This window comes from Megasphaera sp. ASD88 (assembly GCF_002287425.1).
Taxonomy (GTDB): Bacteria; Bacillota; Negativicutes; order Veillonellales; family Megasphaeraceae; genus Megasphaera; species Megasphaera stantonii.
In genome coordinates, this window is the sequence record NZ_NQXW01000002.1 from 218,034 (window position 1) to 241,455 (window position 23,422).

Annotated in this window: 24 protein-coding genes and 1 pseudogene; 7 read left to right on the top strand and 18 right to left on the bottom strand. The window is 53.8% G+C overall.

Annotated features, from left to right (window positions below; translation table 11 throughout):
• Positions 1 to 8 precede the first annotated feature (8 nt).
• Positions 9 to 287: a glutaredoxin gene (locus CJ260_RS02875; protein ID WP_095629102.1), complete on the top strand. Its 279-nt coding sequence runs from the start codon at positions 9 to 11 to the stop codon at positions 285 to 287.
• Between the two features lie 46 nt (positions 288 to 333).
• On the opposite strand, the gene CJ260_RS02880 is transcribed toward CJ260_RS02875, so the two are convergent.
• Positions 334 to 1,161: a biotin transporter BioY gene (locus tag CJ260_RS02880; protein ID WP_095629103.1), complete on the bottom strand. Its 828-nt coding sequence runs from the start codon at positions 1,159 to 1,161 to the stop codon at positions 334 to 336.
• 228 nt (positions 1,162 to 1,389) lie between these two features.
• Here CJ260_RS02880 and CJ260_RS02885 point away from each other — a divergent pair, with 228 nt between their 5' ends.
• Positions 1,390 to 1,809 (top strand): SoxR reducing system RseC family protein, encoded by a 420-nt coding sequence (locus CJ260_RS02885; RefSeq protein WP_087477231.1) that lies wholly within the window; start codon positions 1,390 to 1,392, stop codon positions 1,807 to 1,809.
• A 67-nt stretch (positions 1,810 to 1,876) separates the two neighbouring features.
• On the opposite strand, the gene CJ260_RS02890 is transcribed toward CJ260_RS02885, so the two are convergent.
• The 11 genes from CJ260_RS02890 to CJ260_RS02940 form a co-directional block, all read right to left on the bottom strand.
• Positions 1,877 to 2,713: an Mrp/NBP35 family ATP-binding protein gene (locus CJ260_RS02890; protein ID WP_087477232.1), complete on the bottom strand. Its 837-nt coding sequence runs from the start codon at positions 2,711 to 2,713 to the stop codon at positions 1,877 to 1,879.
• Positions 2,706 to 3,074, bottom strand: coding sequence for a DUF134 domain-containing protein (locus tag CJ260_RS02895; RefSeq protein ID WP_095629104.1), 369 nt, complete (start codon positions 3,072 to 3,074; stop codon positions 2,706 to 2,708). Before CJ260_RS02895 ends, CJ260_RS02890 begins: the two co-directional genes overlap by 8 nt.
• 68 nt (positions 3,075 to 3,142) lie before the next feature.
• Positions 3,143 to 4,594 carry a sigma-54-dependent Fis family transcriptional regulator gene (locus CJ260_RS02900; protein WP_095629105.1) on the bottom strand — a complete coding sequence of 484 codons (1,452 nt, stop codon included), beginning with the start codon at positions 4,592 to 4,594 and terminating at the stop codon, positions 3,143 to 3,145.
• A gap of 40 nt (positions 4,595 to 4,634) precedes the next feature.
• Entirely contained in the window at positions 4,635 to 5,891 is a 1,257-nt protein-coding gene (gene rpoN, locus CJ260_RS02905) for an RNA polymerase factor sigma-54 (protein ID WP_233127875.1), read from the bottom strand.
• Between the two features lie 22 nt (positions 5,892 to 5,913).
• A complete protein-coding gene (locus CJ260_RS02910; RefSeq protein WP_095629107.1) occupies positions 5,914 to 7,320 on the bottom strand; it encodes an AMP-binding protein in 1,407 nt (468 codons plus the stop codon).
• Positions 7,321 to 7,332: 12 nt separating this feature from the next.
• A complete protein-coding gene (locus CJ260_RS02915; protein ID WP_095629108.1) occupies positions 7,333 to 8,517 on the bottom strand; it encodes an acyl-CoA reductase in 1,185 nt (394 codons plus the stop codon).
• The gene (locus CJ260_RS02920) at positions 8,510 to 9,571 is read right to left on the bottom strand and encodes an AMP-binding protein (RefSeq protein WP_095629109.1); all 1,062 of its coding nucleotides are present in this window, start codon (positions 9,569 to 9,571) and stop codon (positions 8,510 to 8,512) included. The genes CJ260_RS02915 and CJ260_RS02920 overlap by 8 nt, the downstream gene beginning before the upstream one ends.
• The gene (locus tag CJ260_RS02925; protein ID WP_095629110.1) at positions 9,561 to 10,241 is read right to left on the bottom strand and encodes an MBL fold metallo-hydrolase; all 681 of its coding nucleotides are present in this window, start codon (positions 10,239 to 10,241) and stop codon (positions 9,561 to 9,563) included. Before CJ260_RS02925 ends, CJ260_RS02920 begins: the two co-directional genes overlap by 11 nt.
• Entirely contained in the window at positions 10,225 to 10,461 is a 237-nt protein-coding gene (locus tag CJ260_RS02930) for an acyl carrier protein (RefSeq protein WP_095629111.1), read from the bottom strand. The genes CJ260_RS02925 and CJ260_RS02930 overlap by 17 nt, the downstream gene beginning before the upstream one ends.
• Before the next feature lie 23 nt (positions 10,462 to 10,484).
• Positions 10,485 to 11,189, bottom strand: a complete 705-nt coding sequence (locus tag CJ260_RS02935; RefSeq protein WP_095629112.1) for a MaoC family dehydratase — start codon at positions 11,187 to 11,189, stop codon at positions 10,485 to 10,487.
• 9 nt (positions 11,190 to 11,198) lie between these two features.
• Entirely contained in the window at positions 11,199 to 11,492 is a 294-nt protein-coding gene (locus CJ260_RS02940; RefSeq protein ID WP_095629113.1) for a NifU family protein, read from the bottom strand.
• A gap of 59 nt (positions 11,493 to 11,551) precedes the next feature.
• On the opposite strand from CJ260_RS02940, the gene CJ260_RS12670 reads away from it, so the two are divergent.
• The 3 genes from CJ260_RS12670 (at position 11,552) to CJ260_RS02950 (ending at position 14,803) form a co-directional block, all read left to right on the top strand.
• The gene (locus CJ260_RS12670) at positions 11,552 to 11,731 is read left to right on the top strand and encodes a hypothetical protein (RefSeq protein WP_143747670.1); all 180 of its coding nucleotides are present in this window, start codon (positions 11,552 to 11,554) and stop codon (positions 11,729 to 11,731) included.
• A gap of 344 nt (positions 11,732 to 12,075) precedes the next feature.
• Positions 12,076 to 13,527, top strand: a complete 1,452-nt coding sequence (locus tag CJ260_RS02945; RefSeq protein WP_087477243.1) for a 4-hydroxyphenylacetate 3-hydroxylase family protein — start codon at positions 12,076 to 12,078, stop codon at positions 13,525 to 13,527.
• A gap of 187 nt (positions 13,528 to 13,714) precedes the next feature.
• On the top strand, positions 13,715 to 14,803 hold the full coding sequence (locus CJ260_RS02950) for a glycerol dehydrogenase (RefSeq protein ID WP_095629114.1): 1,089 nt from the start codon (positions 13,715 to 13,717) through the stop codon (positions 14,801 to 14,803).
• Positions 14,804 to 15,546: 743 nt separating this feature from the next.
• On the opposite strand, the gene CJ260_RS02960 is transcribed toward CJ260_RS02950, so the two are convergent.
• The 5 genes from CJ260_RS02960 to thiS form a co-directional block, all read right to left on the bottom strand.
• A complete protein-coding gene (locus tag CJ260_RS02960; RefSeq protein ID WP_095629115.1) occupies positions 15,547 to 16,068 on the bottom strand; it encodes a cysteine hydrolase family protein in 522 nt (173 codons plus the stop codon).
• 17 nt (positions 16,069 to 16,085) lie between these two features.
• The gene (locus tag CJ260_RS02965) at positions 16,086 to 16,682 is read right to left on the bottom strand and encodes a thiamine phosphate synthase (protein ID WP_087477246.1); all 597 of its coding nucleotides are present in this window, start codon (positions 16,680 to 16,682) and stop codon (positions 16,086 to 16,088) included.
• 340 nt (positions 16,683 to 17,022) lie between these two features.
• Positions 17,023 to 18,186, bottom strand: coding sequence for a 2-iminoacetate synthase ThiH (gene thiH, locus CJ260_RS02970; protein WP_087477247.1), 1,164 nt, complete (start codon positions 18,184 to 18,186; stop codon positions 17,023 to 17,025).
• Between the two features lie 12 nt (positions 18,187 to 18,198).
• A complete protein-coding gene (locus CJ260_RS02975) occupies positions 18,199 to 18,969 on the bottom strand; it encodes a thiazole synthase (RefSeq protein ID WP_087477248.1) in 771 nt (256 codons plus the stop codon).
• Between the two features lie 65 nt (positions 18,970 to 19,034).
• Positions 19,035 to 19,229, bottom strand: a complete 195-nt coding sequence (thiS, locus tag CJ260_RS02980) for a sulfur carrier protein ThiS (protein WP_087477249.1) — start codon at positions 19,227 to 19,229, stop codon at positions 19,035 to 19,037.
• Between the two features lie 535 nt (positions 19,230 to 19,764).
• On the opposite strand from thiS, the gene CJ260_RS02985 reads away from it, so the two are divergent.
• Both CJ260_RS02985 and CJ260_RS02990 read left to right on the top strand, forming a co-directional pair.
• Positions 19,765 to 20,928 (top strand): alanine dehydrogenase, encoded by a 1,164-nt coding sequence (locus CJ260_RS02985; protein ID WP_095629116.1) that lies wholly within the window; start codon positions 19,765 to 19,767, stop codon positions 20,926 to 20,928.
• 110 nt (positions 20,929 to 21,038) lie between these two features.
• A complete protein-coding gene (locus tag CJ260_RS02990) occupies positions 21,039 to 22,406 on the top strand; it encodes a sodium/glutamate symporter (protein WP_095629117.1) in 1,368 nt (455 codons plus the stop codon).
• 898 nt (positions 22,407 to 23,304) lie between these two features.
• On the opposite strand, the pseudogene CJ260_RS13090 reads toward CJ260_RS02990, so the two are convergent.
• Positions 23,305 to 23,422 (bottom strand): annotated as a pseudogene (locus CJ260_RS13090) (IS30 family transposase); the annotation flags it as partial.

Consider the following 23,422-nt stretch of genomic DNA (forward strand, 5'->3'; position numbering starts at 1 on the left):
GGTTGAAGATGAAAGAAATTACGGCATTTTATTTAAACGGCTGCCCCTACTGCCGCAACGCGAAGGAGGCGCTGGCAGAATTAGTCAGCGAAAATCCGGCCTACGGCGAGGTGCCCGTCCATTGGTATGAAGAATCGGAATCTCCCGACGTAGTTCAGGGACACTCCTACTATTACGTGCCGTCCATGTTCATCGGCACAGAAAAGCTCTATGAAGCCCAGCCGGGCCAGTCGTATGATGAAATTAAGAGCCATGTGAAGGCAGCCCTCGACGCTGCTATGGCTTAGGCCATGTACCTGCTGATTTTTCCCACAGAAATCGGCAGGTATTTTTTTATGCGTACAGGGAGGCGACGTGCTCCGGCGATAGGCCGATATGGGACTGGTTGGGGGAAACGCAGGCCAATACCGGGAGATTCGTCAGCGCCTGGATTTGCACGACGTTGTCCCGTTCCATGAGCGTGTCCCCGTAATTGTTGACGATAAAGCCTTTGACCGGCAGCCCCTGGGCTTTCATGTAGAAGGCCGTCAGGGCTGCGGCGTTGATCGCGCCGAGGCCGGCCGGCGATACGATGACCGACGGGAGGCCGAGCCAGCGGATCAGATCGGTCAAGTACCAGCGATGGGCGTCGTCGATTCGAATCGGGCAGATGATGCCGCCGCAGCCTTCGACGGCAAAGGCGTATAAAAATAAAGACCACAAGGCCGTGTCGTTTCCCAGGTAGCAGCTGCTGATGAGATAGGTGTAGGAAACGCCGAAGCCGTATACGACGGCCAGATTGACATACACGGCGGCAAAGACGCGGCGGCGCGTCCAGGGATAATGCGGGCCGGCGAGACGGCCGGCTATCCAGGCTCCGGCAATAAATCCCAACAGGTAGCCGAAGGTAGGCTGAAAGACATAGGACGGCCCGCCGCCGGCAGTAAATACGGGCAGGCCGGCTAGGCCCAGAACGACGTACAGCGTTACGGCGGCAGCTCCTTTCGCCGGGCCCAGGACAAGGCCGGCTAAGGTCGTGAACAGGAGCTGCAGCGTAAAGGGGCAGACTGGGATGGGGATGCGGATAAACGCGCCGATGGCGGTCAAAGCGGCGAACAGGGCGATATAGGATACGTCGCGGATCGTGCCGGGCGGAGACGCAGGGCGAGAGTACGGCGGCATGGACATCACTCCTTGTTTGTTATCTTTTTAATTAAGGTATATATGTTTACAAATATAGGGAAAGTATAGCCTAAACAAAGACGTAAGTCAACTTCTTTTATAGAATAAAAGTTAACATACTGCGATAAAAGTGAACTAAAAAAGTATTGATTAAGCGTGCGAAGTGTGCTATACTAAAGATACTCAATAGATAATCATTATTTTTTAGATAGATGAGGAGGGAGTCATATGCGAATTGGCGAAGGCACCATTACGGAAATCCTCGACGGCGGCCTGGCGAAAGTCCGCGTCAACCGCGATCATTTATACGTTGCCTGCAGCGCCTGCTTTGGCGCCGAGCACGTCTACGTGACGGCGAGAAACAGCCTCGGCGCTCAGGAAGGACAGGACGTGCGGTATGAAGTGCAGGACGAGCACCTTGTCATGGGGGCTTTTATCTGTTTTATCGTCCCCTTGTTCCTGGTTATATTAGGCGGCATCGGCGGCTACTCCTTCGGCGAGACGGTTTTGTCGGCCTTGATTGGCGCGGCAGCCGGATTGATAGTCAGCGCCGTATTGGTTAAGCTGTACGATTCGTCCCTGGGAAAGAAAATTGATACGAAGGCTACGATCACGGAGATCATCGAAACAGACGACGACGAGTCGTAAATACAAAAAGGCTGGCCCGAAGACACAGGAGTTCTTCGGGCCAGCTTTTTGTATTGTAGAGAGGTGATTATTTGTTTAATACGCCTTCGAGGTATGTGGCCGTATCGGTCAAGCTGTCCGATACGTAGCTTTCGATATCGCCCTTGTCGCAGTGCATGGCGAATTCCGGGTCGATAGGCAGCTTAGCCGTATGGGGGATTTCGTATTTGGCCGCCGATTCTTCTACATGGCTCGGGCCGTAGATTTCATGACGGGAATGACAGTCGGGACATTCGAAATAGCTCATGTTTTCGATGAGGCCGAGGACGGGGATGTGCATGATTTCCGACATCTTCAGGGCCTTTTCGACGATCATGGAGACGAGCTCCTGCGGCGACGTGACGATGAGGATGCCGTCGACCGGCAGGGACTGGAATACCGTCAGGGGGACGTCGCCCGTTCCCGGCGGCATGTCGACGAACATGTAGTCGATATCGCCCCAGACGACGTCGGTCCAGAACTGTTTTACGGCGCCGGAAATGACCGGTCCGCGCCATACGACGGGAGCCGTCGTGTCTTCCAGGAGTACGTTCATGGACATGACTTTAATGCCCGATTTTGTTTCTACAGGGAAAATGCCGTTGGCGTCGCCTGTAGCCCGTTCTGTCAGGCCGAAGGCCTTCGGGATGGACGGGCCGGTGATGTCGGCGTCGAGGATTGCCGTCTTAAAGCCGCGGCGCTGCATTTGTACGGCCATGAGGGACGTGACGAGGGATTTACCTACGCCGCCTTTGCCGCTGACGACGGCGATGACGTGTTTTACGTGCGTTCCTTCATGGGGCTGAGCCTGAAGGCTCTGCGGCTGCGTGCGGCTGGAGCATTCGCTGCTGCAGCTGGAGCAGTCGTGATTGCAATTTTCACTCATTACTATCATTCTCCTTTTTGGGATTACATTTTCCGGCCTGACAGCGCGTGTGGCAGCAGGAGCCGGTATGTTCACAGAGTTGTATGTGGCCGCCTTCGATGAGAAGGCGCTTTCCATGGACGAGAGCATCAGCAATTTTTCGGCGGGCGCCGTCGTAAATCCCCGTGACGGTCGTGCGGGACACGTCCATCTGGGCGGCGCACTGCTCCTGCGTCAGCCCGAGCAAATCGATCAGGCGGATGACTTCGTATTCATCAATGCGCATGATGATGACCTCAGCGTCGGCTGCGCAGCCGGACGGGGCGAACTCGCCGGCCTTGGGCAGAGAACAGACGCGGCGGCACCGCGGCGGTCTCGGCATGGAATTACCTCCCTTTTCAGTGATTCAGTATTATTATAAAAGTATAGATGACATATGTCAACAATACCTCAAGCCTTATTTCCATAGGTTTCTTCATAGCGCTTGCGCTTGCGGACAAAGGTCGACGGCGTGATGCCCAAGGCCTTGGCGGCGGCGCGGACGTTGCCCTCCTGTTCGTAGGCCATCGTCAGGTAATGGTATTCCAGCTTTTCCAGCGTTTCGTTTAAGTCGGAAGGGAGTGCGTCCGGTACTTCGGCTGCCGTCTCCGGCGCAGCTTCTTCGGCTTCCTGCTCGGCTGGGACGACAGGATTCGTCGGCCGGAGCAGGTGGAGGTCTTCCGGCTTGATTTCGTCGCCGGAGCTGATGATGACGGCCCGTTCGACGATGTTTTTCAGCTCGCGGATATTGCCGGGCCAGGGGTATTCGTTCAGGAGCTGAATGGAAATGTTGGAAAACCTCTTCTTAAAATTGTATTTTTGATTGAGCTTGCCCAAAAACGACAGGGCCAGGGGGGTAATATCCTTTTTGCGGAACCGCAGGGGCGGGATGGAAATGGGAAAGACTGTGAGGCGATAGTATAAATCCTCGCGGAATTGGTCGTTCTTCACCATGTCTTCCAAATTGCGGTTCGTCGCCGCGATGATGCGCACGTCGATTTTTATCGGCTTGGTGCCGCCGACGCGCATGATTTCCTGCTCCTGAAGGGCTCGCAGCAGCTTGACCTGCATGTCTTTCGGCAGCTCGCCGATTTCATCGAGAAAGAGTGTTCCCTTGTCGGCTAATTCGAACAGGCCGATTTTGCCGCCCCGGCTGGCTCCGGTAAAGGCGCCGCTTTCGTAGCCGAAGAGCTCGCTTTCGATGAGGCTGGGCGGGATGGCGCCGCAATTTACCTGGATGAAGCTGTTTTTGGCCCGGCTGCTGTGCTGGTAGATATATCGGGCCATGACTTCCTTGCCGACGCCCGTTTCGCCGAACAAGATGACCGTCGTGTCCATGGGGGCGACGCGGTTGGCCAATACCATGGCTGCCAGGGCCGTTTCATCGCGGACGATGAGCTCCCGCTCCGTAAGGGGCGTCTGAATGTGTTCCAGCTCGAGGCGAAGGCGCTCGATGGCGTCGGTCTTTTCCTGTATCGATTCCTTGAGGTTGTAGATTTCCGTCAGGTCGCGGACGTTGGTGACGATCATAAGGAGTTCGCCGTTTTTGTCGAAAATAGGCGAGCTGGTGACCAGGGCTTCCTTCCCCGATTTGAACCGCTGCTGCAAGGTGACGGGCCGCTTCGTGCGGGACACGATGAGAGAGCCCGACTCGGAGATGAGCTTCTGCTGCACCAAATCGGCCATATTCTTTCCTAAGATTTCGTCTTTTGTCAGGCCGGTAATTTCTTCGTACGAATGGTTGATGCGCAGGACGTTGCAGTTTTTATCGGTAATGAAAATACCGTCGAAGGAGTATTCGATAATCGCGTTCAGGTGTTCTGCCGCTTCGGCGACAGTGGAAAAAATTTCTTTCGTTCCCATAGGACTCCTCTCTTCCAGCATGCTGTTTAGTGTAGGGCGGTCATGGCTGGATCTTTCGCGCGTAAGAATTGGGGATATGAAGCAGGCTGCGGTATTTTTGAACAACTCGCCGGGAAATTGCTGTATGGAATTGCGCCGACAGCATTTCTACCAGCTGGGCGTCGCTGTACGGGCGTTCCTTATCTTCTTCGCGGATCAGCTGGCAAAGGGCTTTCTTGACGGCGTCTTTGGAAAGGGACTGGCCGTCTTTCCGCAGGGGGCATTGGAATAAGGCCTTGAAGGGAAGGGTCCGGTACGGCGTCTGCACGTATTTGTCCTTGATGGCACGGCTGATCGTCGATATATGGAGTCCCGTTTTCTCCGCCATGTCCTTGAGCGTCATAGGCCGCAGGGCATGGTGAGTCTCCAGGTATTCGCGCTGCCATTCCCAAATCGCGCCGGTCAGCGCGGCGAGGGTCTGGCGCCGGCGTTCTATATTGTGGAGCAGCAGGGAGCAGCGGGCGTGCTTCTGCTGGAAATAGGTTTTGATATCCGGGTCGTCGGCCTGATGCATCATGGCGATATAGTAATCGCTCATGGAATAGGAGGCGAACCACGTGTCGTTCAGGATAATTTCATATTCCCCTTCGGTTGGCCGGATGATGACGTCGGGAACGACGTAGGCGTCTGCACTGTCAAAGAGGCCCTTCAGCGGGGCCGGGTCGAGGGCGCGGATGCGCCGGATAGTCGGCAGGACCTGCTGTTTCGGAAGGCCCAGGGCCCGGCAGACGGCGGCGATATGGTTTTTCCCGATATCTTCTAAGAACGAGTCGACGAGGGTTTCCGCTAAGGGCGTCAGCTCACCCTTTCGCCGCAGCTGCAATTTCAGGCACTCCTGCAGCGACGATGCGCCGATTCCCGGCGGATGCAGGCCCTGCAGGATGGCGACGGCCTGGGAAAACAGTCCGTCCGGTAGGGGAAAGCGCGATACATCTTGTTCCGTCACCGTCAAATAGCCTTGGTCGTCGACGCACTGGGCCAGATAATTCAGCAGAGCCCACTGGGGCTTGGTAAACTGGCTAGGATTGAGCTGCTCTATGAGGAAATTTTTGATCCTGTCCTTGTCCGGCGCGGCGACGAACTGGAGAAATTCTGCTGCGCCGCCGCGGGACGACGACGGATGGTAATCGAGAAAGGGATTTTCTTCCGACTCCTTCTGCAGCAGGCTGCGCAGGTCTTCCGAGGACATGGACAGGATTTGCAGCGATTGGATCTGCATAGCCGACAGTTTTTGAATTTGTTCTTGCGTAAGGGTCATACGTGCGTCCATTGGCATATCCTCAGTCCTTTAGGCCGGGCAAGTCCGTATACTGCGTCTTGCCCGACGAGTTTTTGGGAATCGCGGCGACAGAGCGGATGGTAAAGCAGCTGGGATGAAGGCCCGCCTTGGCGAAGAGGAAATCCTCCAAGTCGGAGCAGTCCGTTTCCGGAGCCGTCGTAAAGACGAGCAGGTCGTCGTCGCCGCCGGTACAGGCGAAATCCCTGTCGGCGAAGGCGTTTTTGAACAGCTGCTCGACTTCGTCCATGTTGACCCGCTTGCCCATGATTTTGACAAACCGTTTTTTGCGGCCGGCAATATAGTAGAAGCCGTCTTCGTCGCAGTAGGCCAAGTCGCCCGTAAGCAGGCGGCCGTGCCGTTCGTCTCCTAATTGGAGGTCGTCGGCGCCATGGGCGTAGCCCAGGGATACGTTGGGGCCGTCGTAGCACAGCTCGCCGATTGCGTTGGGTTCGGTCAGCTCGGCGTGGTCGTCGTCCAAGATGCGGAAGGAGCCGCCGGGGATGGCGACGCCGATGCTGCCGATCTTGCGGAGGCAGTCGGCCGGCGGCAGGTAGGACATGCGGGCCGTCGCCTCGGTCTGGCCGTACATGACGACGAAGCGCTTTCCCGTGCCGGCAGCGTATTGGCCAAATTCCTTCTGCAGCTTTTTCGACAATTTTCCGCCGGCCTGAATCATCAGCGTCAAGTCGGGAAGCTCCATGGCCGTGAATTTCAGGCGGCGCAGGCATTCGTACGTAAAGGGAACGCCGGCGATGGACGTCACTCTTTTTTCCTTGCAGAACTGCCAAAAGGCTGCGTCGAAAACCGTCGCCGTCGTCAGGCATTCCGCCGCGCCGCAGAGGACGTGGCTGTTGATGACGGACAGCCCAAAGGTATAGTGCATGGGCAGGCTCGATACGGGCCTGTCGGCGGCGGTTAGTTCCAGATACTGGGCGATAGAGGCGGCGTTGGATTGGATGTTGTCGTAGCTCAGACGGACGAGCTTCGGGCTTCCCGTACTGCCTGACGTCGTCAGCAGCAGGCCCAGGCCTTCGTATAGGGCCGGCGACGTATCATTATAGCGGTATACGTCGTAGTCATACAGCGAATAGAGGGGCTTGCCGCCTTCCGTTCCGCAGGGGCAAAAGATGAATTCCGGGCGGTACGCGGCCAGGAGTCCCTGTTTCAGCTCGTCGTCCATGGCTTCGTCTAGGAGCAGGGGGACGACGCGGCGTTGCAGGCAGCACAAGTAAGACAAGGCCGAACCGATGGTATTGCGGCATACGATGGCCGCCAGGGACCGGGACGGCATGATGCCTCCCAGCTCGTCGGCGTGGGCATACCAGGTTTCATATGTCGCCGCCTGTCCGCAATCGTCTTCAAAGAGCGTATGCGCCTTGAAGTTGGGATGTTTGTCAAAGAAATACATAGGAAAGCCTCCTCACTCTATGACGCGGGACAGGGCTTCGAGCATGTTGTACCCGTCCCACAGGACGCTCATATCCAAGGCCTGGCCGACCGGTACGACGCGGTCGACGCCCATGGCGCCGGCTTCGACGAGGGCCTGTTTCAGCACTGCCGGATCGATGCCCAGGGTGGAGACGGTCTGGACCTTCTTGACGGCAAAGGGCAGGACTTCGTCGAGGGTTCGGATTGGGAATTGGAAGAACTGGCCGAAGGAGCCTGATAAGGCCGTAATGTCCGGCGGCAGGGACGACAGGGTGTATACGTACAGTCTGTTGGTCCGGAAGGCCGCCGACTGGAGGTGCGGCTGGGTCATGGCGAATTCCCAGGCGTCGGTGTATTTGCCGCTGGTCTTGATGGGCTGCAGGTCATAGGCTTTAGCTTCGGCAGCGACGGCGTCCCACCAGCGCCGCTGCGCCGCTTCAAAGGCCGAGCCCCTTTCGTCGAGCCAGAAGACGAAGCGCGGGCTGGAGCAGGCATTCTGGTCGGCTTCGTACGTGTCGTTGTAGAAGTGGTGCGCCCAGGCGCGCAGCTCGTCGTCCGAACCGTTCTGAATACTGGAGCAGTCGAAGACGGCGAAGGAATATCGGTCGGCAAAGACCAACTCTACGCCTTGCGGCGGCAGGGGAAAGGTCCGTATTTCGGCGATAGACTTGTCGCCGCCCCAGACGATACGGCCGTCGCATTGTTGGGAAAAGCGGCCCGTCAGCTCGTCGTCGCGGCCGTAGGTGACGATGGCGTTCTGCCTGCGCAAGGCGGCGAATTTGTCGTCCTGCCAAATCCTGTGAATTACATTGCATATAGGGGCGACAGCCGGAGCCAGGCGCGGCGAGACGCGGACGATGTTGCCGTTTCCAGCCAGCAGGGAAATGCACAGGCTGTAGGCGAAGATTGTCGGCATGTTTGCCGGCGCGATGTGAAAGATGAGGCCCCGTCCAAGGCGGGCTTCCTGCTGGGAAAGATGCAGGCTCAGCTGCTTAAGGTGATTGGGCCGCAGCCAGAAGCCAAGTGCACTCCAGGCGGGTTCGGTCCGGGCTATGGGATGATGACGCAGCTCGTGCGACAGTACGGCAAGAAAATCCAGTACGACAGGGGCGAAGGGCTTCATCGGGAATGGTTTTTCCGGTATAGAGCCGGCTAAAAGCGTGTATTGATTATTCATGAGTATCGCTGCACCCCCTGATTTCAGCCTGCGGAATGCGGCCATCAATGCGGAAATACTTTCCCTTGCGGCCGCAGGGACAATCGTCAACGCCTAAGATAGCGCCCATGTCCTCCGTCAAAAGCGAATGGCCGGGATAGGATACGGCCATGGGAGAGAGGACTTGGAGGATTCCCGATTTTCCTATGGGACAGGGCGAAAAATCCTCCGGGTCTCTGACGATGACGTCGGAAAAAATACTGGCGTGGAGATGGCCGGCTTCGCATTCCATGTATACGCAGCCCGTCTGCTCGGCCATGCCGTAGTAGTTATGGACGCGGGAAATGCGGAACTGGTCGTACAGCCGCCGTTTATAAGCCTCGGCCGACACGGCCTGGGCTTCCATTTTTTTCCAGCCGCCGCCGTGGATGACGACGGCATTGGAAAAGTCGAAGGAAAGCCCCGCGGCGGCAATGGCCTGGCACAAATATTTCCAAATCATGAAGGTAAAGCCGAAAATGAGGACTGGTCCCGTGCGGGAGGCGAAGGCCTGCAAGGCCTCTTTATTTAAGGTCAAGTCGTCTGTCAGGGCGTAATATTTTTTCTTAGCGAAGATGGAAAAACCCAGGATCGCGGCTCCGCGGGCGTTGAACGCCGCCCGGTCAGTAAAGACGGACGGCGAATCGACGATGAGCATAGGCACGCGGCCTGCACCGAGAAAATCCTTGACGATGGCGTATAAGGTGAGCTGCTGGTTTTGCGCCGTCGCCGCGTTCAGGACGATGCGGGAGCGGGCCTGGCCCGTCGTTCCCGACGACGTGATGATCTTGAAGATGTCTTCGTCAGGAATACTCTGCAATTTCAAGTATTTGAATAAGCGGATCGGCAGCATGGGAATTTGCTCCAGCGCCGAAAACTGACTGCCGTACCCGAATACGTCGAGGGCTTGGCCATAGGGCCGGCAATGACGGCGATGATGCTCTGTCAGCTCTTGAAAATAGGGCAGATACTGCTTTTCTTTTTCTTCCTGCGTCCAGGCGTAGGGCGCGTACGATAGCCATTGGCTATAGTCCATACTGTTTTTTCACCTCCTGGGTGAGCATGAAAGGAAGGCCGTGGCCGGGATAGGTCCAAATGGGAGCCGGCAGGGAGCGCAGTACGTCTTTGCCGACGGTTTGGTAAGCCTCGTCGTCGCCGCCGGGCAGGCGCGTAATGATTTCTTCGCCGGGAATGAAGTAATCGCCGGAAAACAAGAGAGCGTCGTCGGCGACGATGCAGATGCTGCCCGGCGTATGGCCCGGAGCGGCGATGCAGCGGAAGGTGTGCCCCTTCCAGACGAAATCGTATACTGGGTCGTTGAAGACGATATCCGCTGCCTGACAGGTAAATTTCGGATAGGAAACATGCAGCTTGCCGCCGCTTTTAAAGTACAGATACGATTCCATGATGCGTGTCATGTTCATCTTCGTATTTTGGATGCCGTCGCTGCATTTTTTGCTGGCGACGACGGAGAGATGCCAGCGGCTGCGCAGGTCGTTGAGGCCGGCGATGTGGTCGCAGTGCTCGTGAGTGAGCAAAACGTATTCCGGGACGAGATGGTGTTCCGCTGCATACGTGTTGATTAGGTCGGCATTGTTCGGGTCTATGAGCAACGCGCTGCTGCCGGACGTGAAGATATAGCAGTTGCTTTCCGTCAATGGATCGACCAGGCATGCCGGCTCAGGGAGTTTAAATGTCGACTCCATATTTGCGGAGGATGTCCATGCCTTTTTCATAAGAGCTGAAAGCCAATACGTCCGGCGTATCAATGGAAATGTCAAAGGTATCTTCCATGTCTTCCATGAGCGTCATGTGGCCCATAGAGTCCCATAATTTGATGGAACGGTATTTTAAACCGGAGAGCTGGTCTTTCGTCAATTTGAAGTTGGTCATGAAGAGTTTGTCGTATTTTTCTAAGTTTGTCATAGTATCACCTTTTCTGTCGTTAGTTAAAGAGTACAGGAAAACAAGGCCTCCGGCAGCAGATAGCGGTACGTGCCTTCGGCGAGAATGGTTCCGTTTTGATTCGTACAGACGCCGCGCAATGTCGCCGCGTAGCCGCGGTCGTGCGGCCTTATTTCCAGCACTGCTGCCGTCGACGTCACCGTGTCGCCGACGTACGCCGGCTCTGGAAAGCGTACGCTGCTTTCCATGAGGATGGCGCCGTCGCCGGGAAGCTGCGTTTCCATGAGGGCTGACAGCAGGCTTTCGACGAGCGAAGGCGGGACGACGGGCCGTTTAAATCCGCATTGGGCGGCAAAGGCCGCGTCGGCGTGGAGTTTTCCGTAATTTCCCGTAAGGGCGGCAAAGCCTTGTATATCGGCTTCGGTTATCGTCTTTTGCGCCGACGCCGTATGACCGGCGCAAAGGTGTTTTTTCTCCGGCCGTTGGTCGTCGGACTCTGCTTTCAGCGCCGCCGCCAGCTGGGTAAACTGGGCCGGCGTGCAAAGCTGCTCGAAGCGTTTCGCCGCCAGTCCCTCTGGCGACACGCAGGCCGTCATGCAGCCGCAGACGAGAAGGCAGATATCGCAGATGGCCGTATCTACCTGGTAGGTAAATTCATGCTGGGGAAATTGTTTCTTCAGCTTTTCCACTTCTTTGGTGCGGTCATACCGGCTGTTGCAGCCGCCGCAGTATTTTATCCCTATCTTCATGCGGAACTCCTACAAGTGCCCGTTCTGTAAGATGGCCTTGGCCTGGGCAATTAATTCGTCGCTGACGCCGCTGACTAAGATGACATCTTCGATTTCAGGGATGTGTTCTTTGACCGTTGCAGAGATTAGCTCTTCTGTTGTTAATTGGGCAGAGGGGCAGCCGCTGCATTTTCCCGTCAGGCGGATGCGAAGTACATTGTCGGTATAATCGACGACGACGACGTTTCCTTGATGTGAAGCCAACGACGGGCGGACGTAGGTGTCCAATACGCCTTCGATTTCGGCGCGAGTAGCTGTAGACATGGGGGTCACTCCTTTTCCTTAACTATTATATGGTAATACATAAGCAATAACTATGCCAAATGCTGTGGGGACAGCTGCTTGCCGGCCTGCGCGCAGGATTATCAGGGCTGAAAATGGCAAAAAATCCAAGTGAAAATGAAAAATACAAGGCGATGAAGCGGCGTGATGCACCGTTTTTTGTCAAACTGCCGGCAATTTCTCCTGCCGTATCTCTTGTTTTGAAACAAAATTGGTTTTGATATCTATTATTGTGCCAAAAATGACGTATTCAGAATTATTGAACCATTATTGAAACAACAATGCGGTTTCTCTTGTTGCAATTTTAGCACAAAAGACAATATTTGCCTATGGCAAGAACCAAAAATGAAGCAAAAAGAGGCATGAAGATTTTTATTTTTCCCCACAATCATGGATTCATTTCCTGTTTGCAGAAAAATTTTTCTGAATTTCAGCCTAATTGTGTCAACTTGGCACGATTGTTGCTAATTATATAAGCAAGACACTGCAATGAAACGAGACCTTTGTGTGTCCGTGCAGTCTTTACTATCTCTCGATGTATTTTCCCGGAAAGGATGATTTATTTATGACGTTAATGACTGGCGAACAGTATATTGAAAGCATGAGAAAACTGAACTTGCAGGTATACATGTTTGGCAAAAAAGTAGAATGTCCTGTAGACGACCCGATTCTCCGTCCGTCTCTGAATTCCGTCCGCATGACTTATGACTTGGCTCAGATGCCGGAATACCAGGATTTGATGACCGTTATTTCTCCGTATACAGGCGAACGGGTAAACCGCTTTACGCACATTCATCAGAGCACGACTGACTTGATGAACAAAGTAAAAATGCAGCGTCTCCTCGGCCAGAAAACGGCTTCCTGCTTCCAGCGCTGCGTAGGCATGGACGCTTTCAACGCCGTATTCTCCACGACGTATGATATCGACCAGAAATACGGCACTCACTATCATGACAACTTCATGACCTTCATGAAACGGGTGCAGACGCAGGACCTTACAGTTGACGGCGCCATGACCGACCCGAAGGGCGACCGCGGCCTGGCTCCCCACGCACAGGAAGATCCTGATTTGTACCTCCACGTCGTAGAACGCCGCCCCGACGGCGTCGTCGTCCGCGGCGCAAAAGCTCATCAGACGGGCTTCATCAACTCCCATGAAGTTATCGTCATGCCGACGATTGCTATGGGCGAAGACGACAAGGACTACGCTATTTCCTTCTCCTGCCCGACCGACGCCGAAGGCATTTTCATGATCGTCGGCCGTCAGTCCTGCGATACACGTAAGCTCGAAGGCGCCGAAATGGATACGGGCAACCCCGAATTCGGCGGCACGGAAGCTCTCGTTATCTTCGACAACGTATTCATTCCGAACGAAAACATCTACCTCAACGGCGAATATGAATTTGCCGGCGTTCTCGTCGAACGCTTCGCCGGCTACCACCGTCAGTCTTACGGCGGCTGCAAGGTTGGTGTAGGCGACGTCCTCATCGGCGCCGCTGCGTTGGCTGCCGATTACAACGGCTGCCCGAAGGCATCGCACATTAAAGATAAGCTCATCGAAATGCAGCACCTCAACGAAACGCTGTATGCCTGCGGTATCGCCTGCTCCGCATTGGGTACGAAGACCGCTTCGGGCAACTATCTCATCGACCTCCTGCTGGCGAACGTATGCAAGCAGAACGTCACCCGTTTTCCCTATGAAATCGTCCGCCTTGCCGAAGATATTGCCGGCGGCCTCATGGTAACGGCTCCGTCTGAAAAAGACCTTCGCGATCCGAAGATCGGGCCGTACGTTGAAAAATATCTCCGCGGCGTAAGCTCCGTATCGACGGAAAACCGCTTGAAAGTACTGCGTCTCATCGAAAACCTCAGCCTTGGCACGGCTGCCGTCGGCTACCGCACGGAATCCATGCACGGCGCAGGCTCGCCGCAGGCGCAGCGCATCATGATTTCCCGTCAGGGCAACCTGCGCATGAAGAAACAGCTGGCTAAAGCTATCGCGCATATTGAAGACTAATTTTGGTATCACTTCACTGCTTATGAATGATGTATAAGGCATATCCGCCCTGAGGCCTGACTCCTTGCCTCCGGCGGTATGCAGTTGCAAGGCAAGATCTCCCTGCAGGCGGCGTGCGCCGGCACGTTTACCTGACAGGGAGATTTTGCATCATGAGAGTATAACGGATAAGAAAGGCGGAATATACATGGCTATTGGATTGAAAGCTCCCGGATACTATATCCAGGGCGAAGGCGAATTGGATAAGTTAGGCAAGTATGTAAAAAAATTAGGGACGACGTTTTTGGTGTTGCTGTCTCCCAACAATAAGAAGCGCATTGGCGACCGCATTGCGGCCTCACTGGAAAGCGCCGATAAAAAGGTCGTATTCTGTGAATTTGGCGGCAAGTGCACGAAGCAGGCCATTGAAGATGCAATGACTGTAGCCAAAGAAAGTGGCTGCGACGTCATCGTCGGCGTCGGCGGCGGCACGGCTCTCGATACGTCGAAGGCCGTCGCTACGAATTTAGGCGGATTGCCGTCTGTCATTATTCCGACGATTGCGTCTAATGACGCGCCATGCAGCAGCGTAGCCGTTATTTATAATGACGAAGGCGTGGTCATTAAGGCTCTCATGATGCACCGCAATCCCGACGTCGTTCTCGTCGATACGGGAATTATTGCCCAGGCTCCGAAGCATTACCTCGTTTCCGGCATGGGCGACGCCTTGTCGACGTATTTTGAAGCCCGTGCCTGCTACCGCAGCGGCGCAAAGACCATGTCCCGCGGCAAGTGCTCTATGACGGCGATGGCTTTGTCCGAATTGTGCTATAAGACGCTCCTCAAGGATTCTCTGAAAGCCTTGGAAGCTGTAGAACAGCACGTCGTCACGCCGGAACTGGAAGCCGTCGTCGAAGCCTGCGTATATTTGAGCGGCGTCGGTTTTGAAGACGGCGGCCTGGCTGCGGCGCATGCCGTCAACGACGGATTTGCCTATGTGCCGCAGGCCCACGGCATGTCTCACGGCGAAAAGGTAGCCTTCGGTTTGTTGGTACAGCTGCAGCTGGAACAGGCTCCGCAGGAAGAATGGGATACGGTTCTGCAGTATATCAAGTCCGTTGGCTTGCCGTCGTGCTTAGCCGATATGGGCATTACGGACGTAAAAGAAGAAGAACTTCGCCAGGTTGCCGCCGCAGCGACAGTTCCGACGCAGTTTACGAAAAACGTCCGTGCCGATATTACGGCTGACGAAGTATACGCTGCAATTATGGCAGCCGACGCGGCCGGCCGAGCCTAAGGCTATGTTTACCGTAACGCTGGCGGCGAAAGGGTATATTCAAAAGCATGGCGGACACGTTATCATATCCTTGACGTTTGAGCCGTCCTTGGGCGGGACTTGAAAAGGTGATCGCATCTGGGGCAGTTATGTTCCGGAAATTGGTTTAGGTAAACCAATTCAAGGCGGTTTTCTGCGTGAAGAATGCGACGGCATAACCATATGGTATCACAGTCGTCTCAGGATCAAGGAAGGCTTTTCTTCTATACGCATAGCACTCCGCTCCATCTGGATAAGCTCTTGGCTTGAAGTAGAAGGGGCTGCGGGATATGCTGTCATACCGCCGGCAGCTGACAAAACATAATATAATGAAAAAGATGTCGCTTGAAGAAAGATCGGTTTCTTCGGCGACATCTTTTTTATGGGGTGTTTAGGCTATGTTTAAGATTAAGGCTCTTGAAAGGGACTGGCTGTATGACTGATGAATCCTCCATGCGAAATTTGCAAGGAAGTCCTAAGGCAAAGGTTTTTTGCGTATGATTAAGCGCTTTGCTTACCCAAACCGCAACGAGGAAGGGGTGTCAGCTGAATAGGAAGATGTGAGCAACCAGCCTTGCCGAAGCGCCGGTATACATAGCGTTAGAACCCCCTCGCAATGGCCGCTGTGAGGGGGTTCGTTCGGTGCATCTACAATGCTCCTTGTTTCATTCATTCTTCATAGTTAGTATATCATTTCTTGCGGAATTTACAAGGTGAAAATGGCCTTAAAGGATATCGATTTGGCACATTTTCATGGCTTCCAGGGCCCGCGCGTGGCTTTCCGGCGTGACGCCGGCGCAGCATGAGGCGTCGACGCAAATTTCTTTTTCCGGATAGAAGGCTTTCAGCAGCATGGCGTTGGAAATGACGCAGATATCCGTACATACGCCCATGAGGACGATGCGGTCGTACTCCGCCGTTTCAGCAATCAAATCGGTGCTGCCGAAGGTAGGCTTTTCCAAGATGGTGGCAAATAAGGTATACGGCAGGAGCTGACGGCATATATTCCCGCCCTTTGTATCCTTGATACAGTGCGGGACCGGAAGTTTCTGCCCTTCCTGCGTGTCTAAGTAATTTTCTCCGTGCGTATCCTGCGTGAAGATCAAGTCGGTGCTGACGGACGTGTCCTTTTTGCTGGCGACGATTTTAGCTTCGATGCGCGGTACGACGGCCTGGGCTTCCTTGGTCCCCAGGGCGCCGTCGATGAAGTCGTTCTGCATGTCGATGATGACGTAAGCCTGATTCATACAGTATCCCTTCTTCCTTAATGCTGCTGCTTGAGTTCGCGGACATAGGCCGGCACGTCATGGCAGACCATGAGCCCTGACATGAGGGCGACGCCGGCAACGGGCGTAGTGCCGAGCTCTTTGACCGTTTGAAGATTGATGCCCCCTAAGGCGTAGACGGGAATCGACACGGCGTCGCAGATGGCCTGGACGGTCTGCGTGCCGATTGGCGGCATCGTTTTTTTGCAGTCTGTCGGAAATACGTGGCTGGCCATGATGTACGTTGCGCCCAGCTTTTCGGCGCGCGCTGCTTCCTCCGGCGTATGGACGGAAACGCCCAGGGTCGTCATATAATAGAGAAGGGACGAATGGGTTTCCAAATACTCCAGCGAACACTGGAAACGGGGAACGTGCAGGCGGATGGCCGCTTTGCCGAAGTGGTGGAGAATGCACGTCTTGTCGTGCATGTTGCACAGGCGCAGCGCTTTTTTTGCGTATTCGACGTATTCATCTTCTGACAGCGTTTTTTCGCGAAGAACAATGGTATCGACGTCGGACGCGGCGATTTGTTCAAGCTGGTCCCAATAATTCGTCGTGGCAAGTTCGCGATTTGTTATTGCAACTACTTTTAACACAATAATATCACCCGATCGTTGTATAGTATAATGACATAAAATTATAATGTATATATACTATTACTATATATTAATCTCATAGCTCCGTCAATGTTTATACGGTAGGAATATAGGTCATTCTAAAAATAAATGATGTAAGGGCATACACTGTATAAATTTTTACAAAAATAAGTATTTTCTGGAGATTTATCTAACAAAATAAATGCCGCGAAGATATAGAAATAATGATAAATAATCATAGCAAAGACAGCAGGGGGAGATAACAAAAACAGCTTGGCAGTGGATTAGTCTGCAAGCTGTTTTTGCCGTTTCTATAGTTAGGTTATAAAAAGGAGATAGCTTATACATAGATGTAGTCGCTGGTCACAGGCTGCAGGCCCATGTGCTTGATGGCGGCGTACATTTCGTCGAAAGAGCGGCTGTCGGTGATTTCAAACTGTTCGTCGCCCATTTCGGAGCCGTCGTCTTCCAAGTGGCCGCCGATGCCGACGCAGACGCTGGCCGATACCTTCGTAGCGGCGATTTTCATGATGGCGTTGCGGTACCGGGCGCTTTCTCGGCTCGATACGACGATGCCCGCATAGGGGAGAAACAGGCGGTAGGCGCAGATGATCTGCGTGAGCTTCCGTTCGTCTACGTCTTTCGGATTGATTTTATCGTTGTTGATAATCGGGCACAGCCGCGGACAGGACAAGGAAATTTCAGCGTGAGGATATTTGCGCTGCATGAGGTAGGCGTGCATGCCCGTGGCGACGGCGTCTTTCTGATAGTCGTCGAGGCCGAGAAGGGCAGCGAAGCCGACGCCGCGCATGCCGCCTAAAATTGCCCGTTCCTGAGAATAGAAGCGGTAGGGGAAGATGCGCTTATTTCCAGCCAGGTGCAGCGTTTCGTATTTCGTCGAGTTGTACGTTTCCTGGAATACCGTAACGTAGTCGGCGCCGCATTCGTGGAGGTATTTGTAATCGTCGGAGTTGACCGGGTAGATTTCCATGCCGATGACCCGGAAATACTGGCGGGCGATCTTGACGGCGTTTCCGATGTACTGAATGTCCGACATCTTCGGGCTTTCGCCGGTCAGCATGAGGACTTCTTCGATGCCGGCGTTGGCGATGTTCTGGCATTCGCGGTGGAGCTCTTCGTCGTTCAGGCGGGCCCGCTTGATTTTATTGTGGGAGTTGAAGCCGCAGTAGATGCAGTAGTTGTCGCAGTAGTTGGCAAAATAAATCGGCGTGAGGATGGAAATGTTGGAACCGAAATGGCGGCGCGTCACGATGTGGGCCTTCTGGGCCATTTGTTCCAAATACGGAGCGGCAGCCGTCGACAAGAGGGCCATGAAGTCCCGCGGTTCCAGGTGCTGCTTATTCAGGGCCCGTTCGACGTCTTGGGACGTATAGTCTTCGTCATGGAAGGCGTCGTGGTATTTCGTCACTTCGTCGAGCATGTTCGAATCAAGGACTTCCATGCCCGGAAGATAGGTCATGTGGTCAATGCGTTGTTCTGTCATCGTCGTACCTCCTTAGTCGCCCAAGAATCCTGTCAGCGGGTCTGACGCCGATGCCGTTTCGCTGACGCGGCCCATGCCGGCCAGATAGGCCTGACGGCCTGCTTCAATCGCCTTGCGGAAGGCGCTGGCCATGAGGGGCAGGTCTCCTGCCGTCGCCAGGCCCGTGTTGGCCATGATAGCGGCGGCGCCCATTTCCATGGCTTCGCAGGCCTGGGACGGGCGGCCGATGCCGGCGTCTACGATGATGGGCAAGTCGATTTCGTCGATGAGGATTTGGATGAAATCCTTCGTGGACAGGCCCTTGTTGGAGCCGATCGGCGACGCTAAGGGCATGACGGCGGCTGCGCCGGCCGATACGAGGTCGCGGGCCGTGTACAGGTCGGGGTACATGTAGGGCAATACGACGAAGCCTTCCTTGGCCAGGATTTCCGTCGCCTTTACCGTTTCTACATTGTCGGGAAGCAAGTATTTAGAATCGCGCATGATTTCGATTTTGATAAAGTCGCCGCAGCCGATTTCGCGGGACAGACGGGCGATGCGGACGGCTTCGTCGGCGTTGCGGGCGCCCGACGTGTTGGGAAGAAGGGTTACGCCCTTGGGAATGAAGTCGAGGATATTATCTTTCTGCCCGGCTTCGACGCGGCGCAGGGCCATCGTGACGATCTGCGCGCCGGCCTGTTCGACGGCAGCCTGAATCAGGTTGACGGAATACTTGCCCGAACCGAGAATGAAGCGGGATGTAAATTCATGACCGCCGAGAATCAACGTGTCTTTTTGTTCCATGAGAAACAACTCCTTTGTATTTGCTGCTGTATGAGATAATGGTACTTCTGTGCGGGGAATGCCTATCAGCCTCCTCCGACGAACTGGACGATTTCCATCGTGTCGCCGTCGCATAAGGTGACGGTGCGATAGGTTCCGCGCTTTACGATAGCGCCGTTCAGCTCGACGGCGATGCGTTCCGGCCGCAGCTCTTCCTGGTCCAAATAGGCCTGCAAATTCATGCCCGCAGCCTGGACTTCTTTTCCATTAATTCGTACCATCGGCGTTCTCCTTTCATAAAAAATAAGCCGCACGAAGAGAATTACACCCGCGGTGGTGTACCCCTTCGTGCGGCTTTGTCAGTCACACTCTATATATTATTATAGCGAATAGATGCTTCTTGTCAAGATATTCGTGAATTTTAGTACATATGACAGCGCAAACTAATTGTGGGAAAATTTATTATATAAGAGTAAATGACGTATAATGTAACGGCAATACCCGTACCGGCATATGGCTGCATGGCGTTTATAACGCAACGATAGCAGCCATATCAACTAGTTAAAGGAACTATTGAAAATGTCCTTTCAAAAAATACCTACAACTACTTTACACTATTAGCCGAGAGAGTTCTGCTTGACATGTCTGAAAACTGTATTATAATACAATTATTGGTCTTTTTTTATTGGCGTTTTTGTGCATACAGACCTTGAAACCATCTCGATTTTTGAAGAAATCGAGATAAATTTATTTATAAAATTGCAAAATCAACGGCTGGAGTTTGATCCATGCCATACAAAACGGAGGGATTTTAAGATGAAATTCGGACTGTTAAAGGATATCAAAACCGGCGAATACCGCACCATTGTTACACCTGCGGAAGTCGACGCCATTGTGGGCGACGGCCACGAGGTCTACGTCCAGCGCGGCGCCGGTATCGGCGCGGGCTTTTCGGACGAGCAGTATGAGAAAGAGGGCGCTAAACTGGTGGACACCATGGAGGAAATCTATGGGACATGTGACTTTGTTACCAAGGTCAAGGAACTGGAGCCCTGTGAGTTTCCCCTGCTGCGGGAGAATCAGATCATCCTGACCTGCATTCATCCTGCCGCTCATCCCCAAGAGGTGCAGGCTCTTCTGGACAGCAAGTGCATCTCTTTCAGCGCTGAGGACAGCCATCGGTATGGCTCCCCTAACTGTGAGGCAGCTGGCAAAATGGGGGCCTTGATGGGTCTTGATTCCCTGTTGTCTATCCACGGGGGCAAGGGAAAATTTGTCAATGGCCTGGGCGGCGCGCCTGGCGTCAAAGCTCTGGTACTGGGCGGCGGTACCGTGGGCCGGGCTTGTGTATCTGTCCTCCACGCCTTGGGGGCCTGGGTGACCGTGATGGACATAAATATCGGCACTTTGCGGGATATTTCCCAGCAGTTCAACGAGGAAATCAATACCCAGATTTCCAACCGGTACAACCTGAAAAAGCTTCTGCCGGAAATCGACGTAGTATATAACTGCGTGCGCTGGCCCAAGAACGCCACGGAGTACATGATCGACCGGGAAATGGTCCGCTCCATGGAGAAGGGCTCCGTCATCGTAGATATCAGCAACGACGTAGGCGCTATTGAGACGTTCCACGAAACCACTCACGACGATCCCCGCTATATCGAGGAGGGCGTGGTTCACTATTGCGTCAGCAACATCCCCGGCGCCATTGCCCAGTCGACCTCCATTGCCTATGCTGCCTCAGTGCTTCCCCACTTCCGTTCCATTTTGAACAACGGGGTAGCAGAGGCCTGCGCCCGGGACGGATTCCTTCGGCGCAGCTTGACTACCTATCAGGGATACCTCACCCATGAGGAAACCAGCGCTATCCAAAACCGGCCCTGGATTCGCCCTGAAGATATTCTGGGGATAGCGGATCGGGATCTGGATCCCGCTCCCCGCACTACGAATACCCGTTCGGAAAACTTCATTCAGCTCTAAGCATACTCGCAGCCCTCTGTGTGGAGAGCTTGGCGAGTTTGGGAAAGTCCTGCTGAGGAGAACCACCCCGGCGGGACTTTCCCTTTATTTTATTTCATGGGAGGAATTTTATGAGCGTCAACGACTTTTTACTGGACTTTGCCTTTGCCTCGCTGTTTATTGTGATTGGACAGTTAATCCGGGCCAAGGTGCCTCTGGTTCAGAAATTTTTTGTGCCGGCCAGCATGATTGCCGGTTTTATCGCTTTGGTCCTGGGGAATCAGGGGTTGAACGTGCTGCCCTTCTCCAACTCCATTGGCAGTTATCCCGGCGTGCTGATCATCCTGATTTTTGCGGCCGTGGGCATGGGGGGCTTCTCCTTCTCCAAGACCAAATTTAAGTCCGAGGTGGAGCGGGTTGGCTCCTATTTCTCCTACAAAGTGCTGGCTCAGGCCATCCAGTTCGCCTTTGCGCCTTTGTTTGGGGTGCTGGTGATTTCCGAGCTGTTCCCGGAGATTAACTACGGCTTTGGGTTTTTGCTGGCCTCCGGATTCTCCGGCGGTCACGGTACCGCCGCTGCGGTGGGCTCTGCTATGGCGGAGCTGGGCTTTACTGATGCCACCGACATTGGGATGACCTGCGCCACGGTGGGCATCCTGTCCGGCATCTTCGGCGGGCTGTTCTTTATCAAGATTGGAACCAAGCGAGGCTGGACCAAGTATATTGAGAGCTTCCAGTACATCTCCGGAGATTTGAAGACCGGCCTGATCAAGGATGAGAAGAATCGGGGCTCCATGGGTAAGGAGACGGTCGCCTCCGTGGTGCTGGATCCCTTGGCCTGGCATTTGGCCCTGCTTTTGATAGCTTCCGGCGCAGGATTTTTGGCCAACGGGTGGATCAAGGACGCCATAGGATTGGACCTGCCCAGCTACCTGCTGGCTTTCCTCATTGGCATGGCCATGTTCCTGTGCTTCCAAAAAACTGGAGTGGGGCATTATATGGATAATACGGTGATCAGCCGCATCTCCGGCACTGCCACTGACTATTTGGTGTTTTTCGGTATCGCCTCTATCAAGATCTCTGTTATTGTGGCGTACGCTATACCGCTGCTGTTGCTGCTGCTGTTCGGCATGGTGCTGGTGGTGCTCACCCTGATGTACTTTGGCGCTGCCATGAATAAAGGCAGCTGGTTTGAGCGCTCTCTCTTCGTGTGGGGCTATTCCACTGGTGTGTTTGCCATCGGCTTTATCCTACTGCGCATCGTGGACCCGGAAAACAAGTCCAAGACCCTAAACGATACTGCCTTGGCCGGGCCGCTGACCACTCCCTTTGAAATGTTTGCTTGGTCCATGGCCCCCAGTATGCTTCTCTGCGGCCAGCACTGGCAATTTATTATCCTCTATATTGTGATTTTTGCGGCTTGTATCCTTGTCAACCGCATCTTCAAGTGGTGGTGGCTCAAGATGCCTCTGAACCGCCCTGCGGAGCAAGAGTTCTGATAATATGAACCGGATTTTCATCAAAAAAGAGGTTTGCCCGTGCAGTAATGAATGAACTGCGTTAATGCGCTATTCCTGTTAAATCCCGCGCAGCAGCGTATGCATTGTATTTAAAATCAATATAAATCGCAGCAACATGAGGGCTGCCGCACGTTAACAGTGCGGCAGCCCTATTAATATTTTAATTCTGATATGAAAGTAATGCATCGACAGCAGCTTGTATTTGACAGGATCCAATGTAAAGATATGTAGGTTGCAAATTCTCCCAGTCACATGCAGCGCTTTGATATGACTGCGCCATATCCGGATAAACCGAATGATGAAGTTATCATCTAGGTGCAATGCTTACAAGAAAAAATGACACAACGGTTTTTGGTATACTAGCGGTTACCAAACAACTTGTATATCGGAGGAACCCTGTGTGCTGCTATCCTCATCTTGTACTATATGAACGGGAAAAGATACTCTTTTTTCGGGCAAAATCCTATTCTAGGGCTCAAATTGCTGCCAAACTTGGCCGGCCTCCTTCGCCCATTACTCCGGAAATTACGCAGAAATACGGTACAGGGCATGTAACTGCTGGTAACCGCTCTACGCGCCGCCGTATCTCCTGCAGGCCGTAGAAGCGGTTAGAAGATACAGCATGATACGAGGCCGTAAAGGCTTTCCTTCTTCCCCCAGTATGGGTTTCCGACAGAAATTGCTGGCTGTTTGCGCTTGGAATATCGCAATCCTAATGTATCAGATTATGTACGCCGGGGCAGCAATGAAAATACAAAGAAATGCTGCAGGAGTACTTCCCGAAAGGGATGGACATCACACCTGTTTCAGAAACCTAATACTATATCTATAAATTTATCATAAGGTACATTCCAGGTACATTTTGCATGGCGAATTGTCAAGCTAAGTGCAACTTTTTAGAGTAATGTACTTCGTATGGCGTTTTGTATCCTAAACATTTTCGGGGACGGCGATTTAGTTCTGCAAAAACAGCTTGCACATAGGCTTCTGGAACG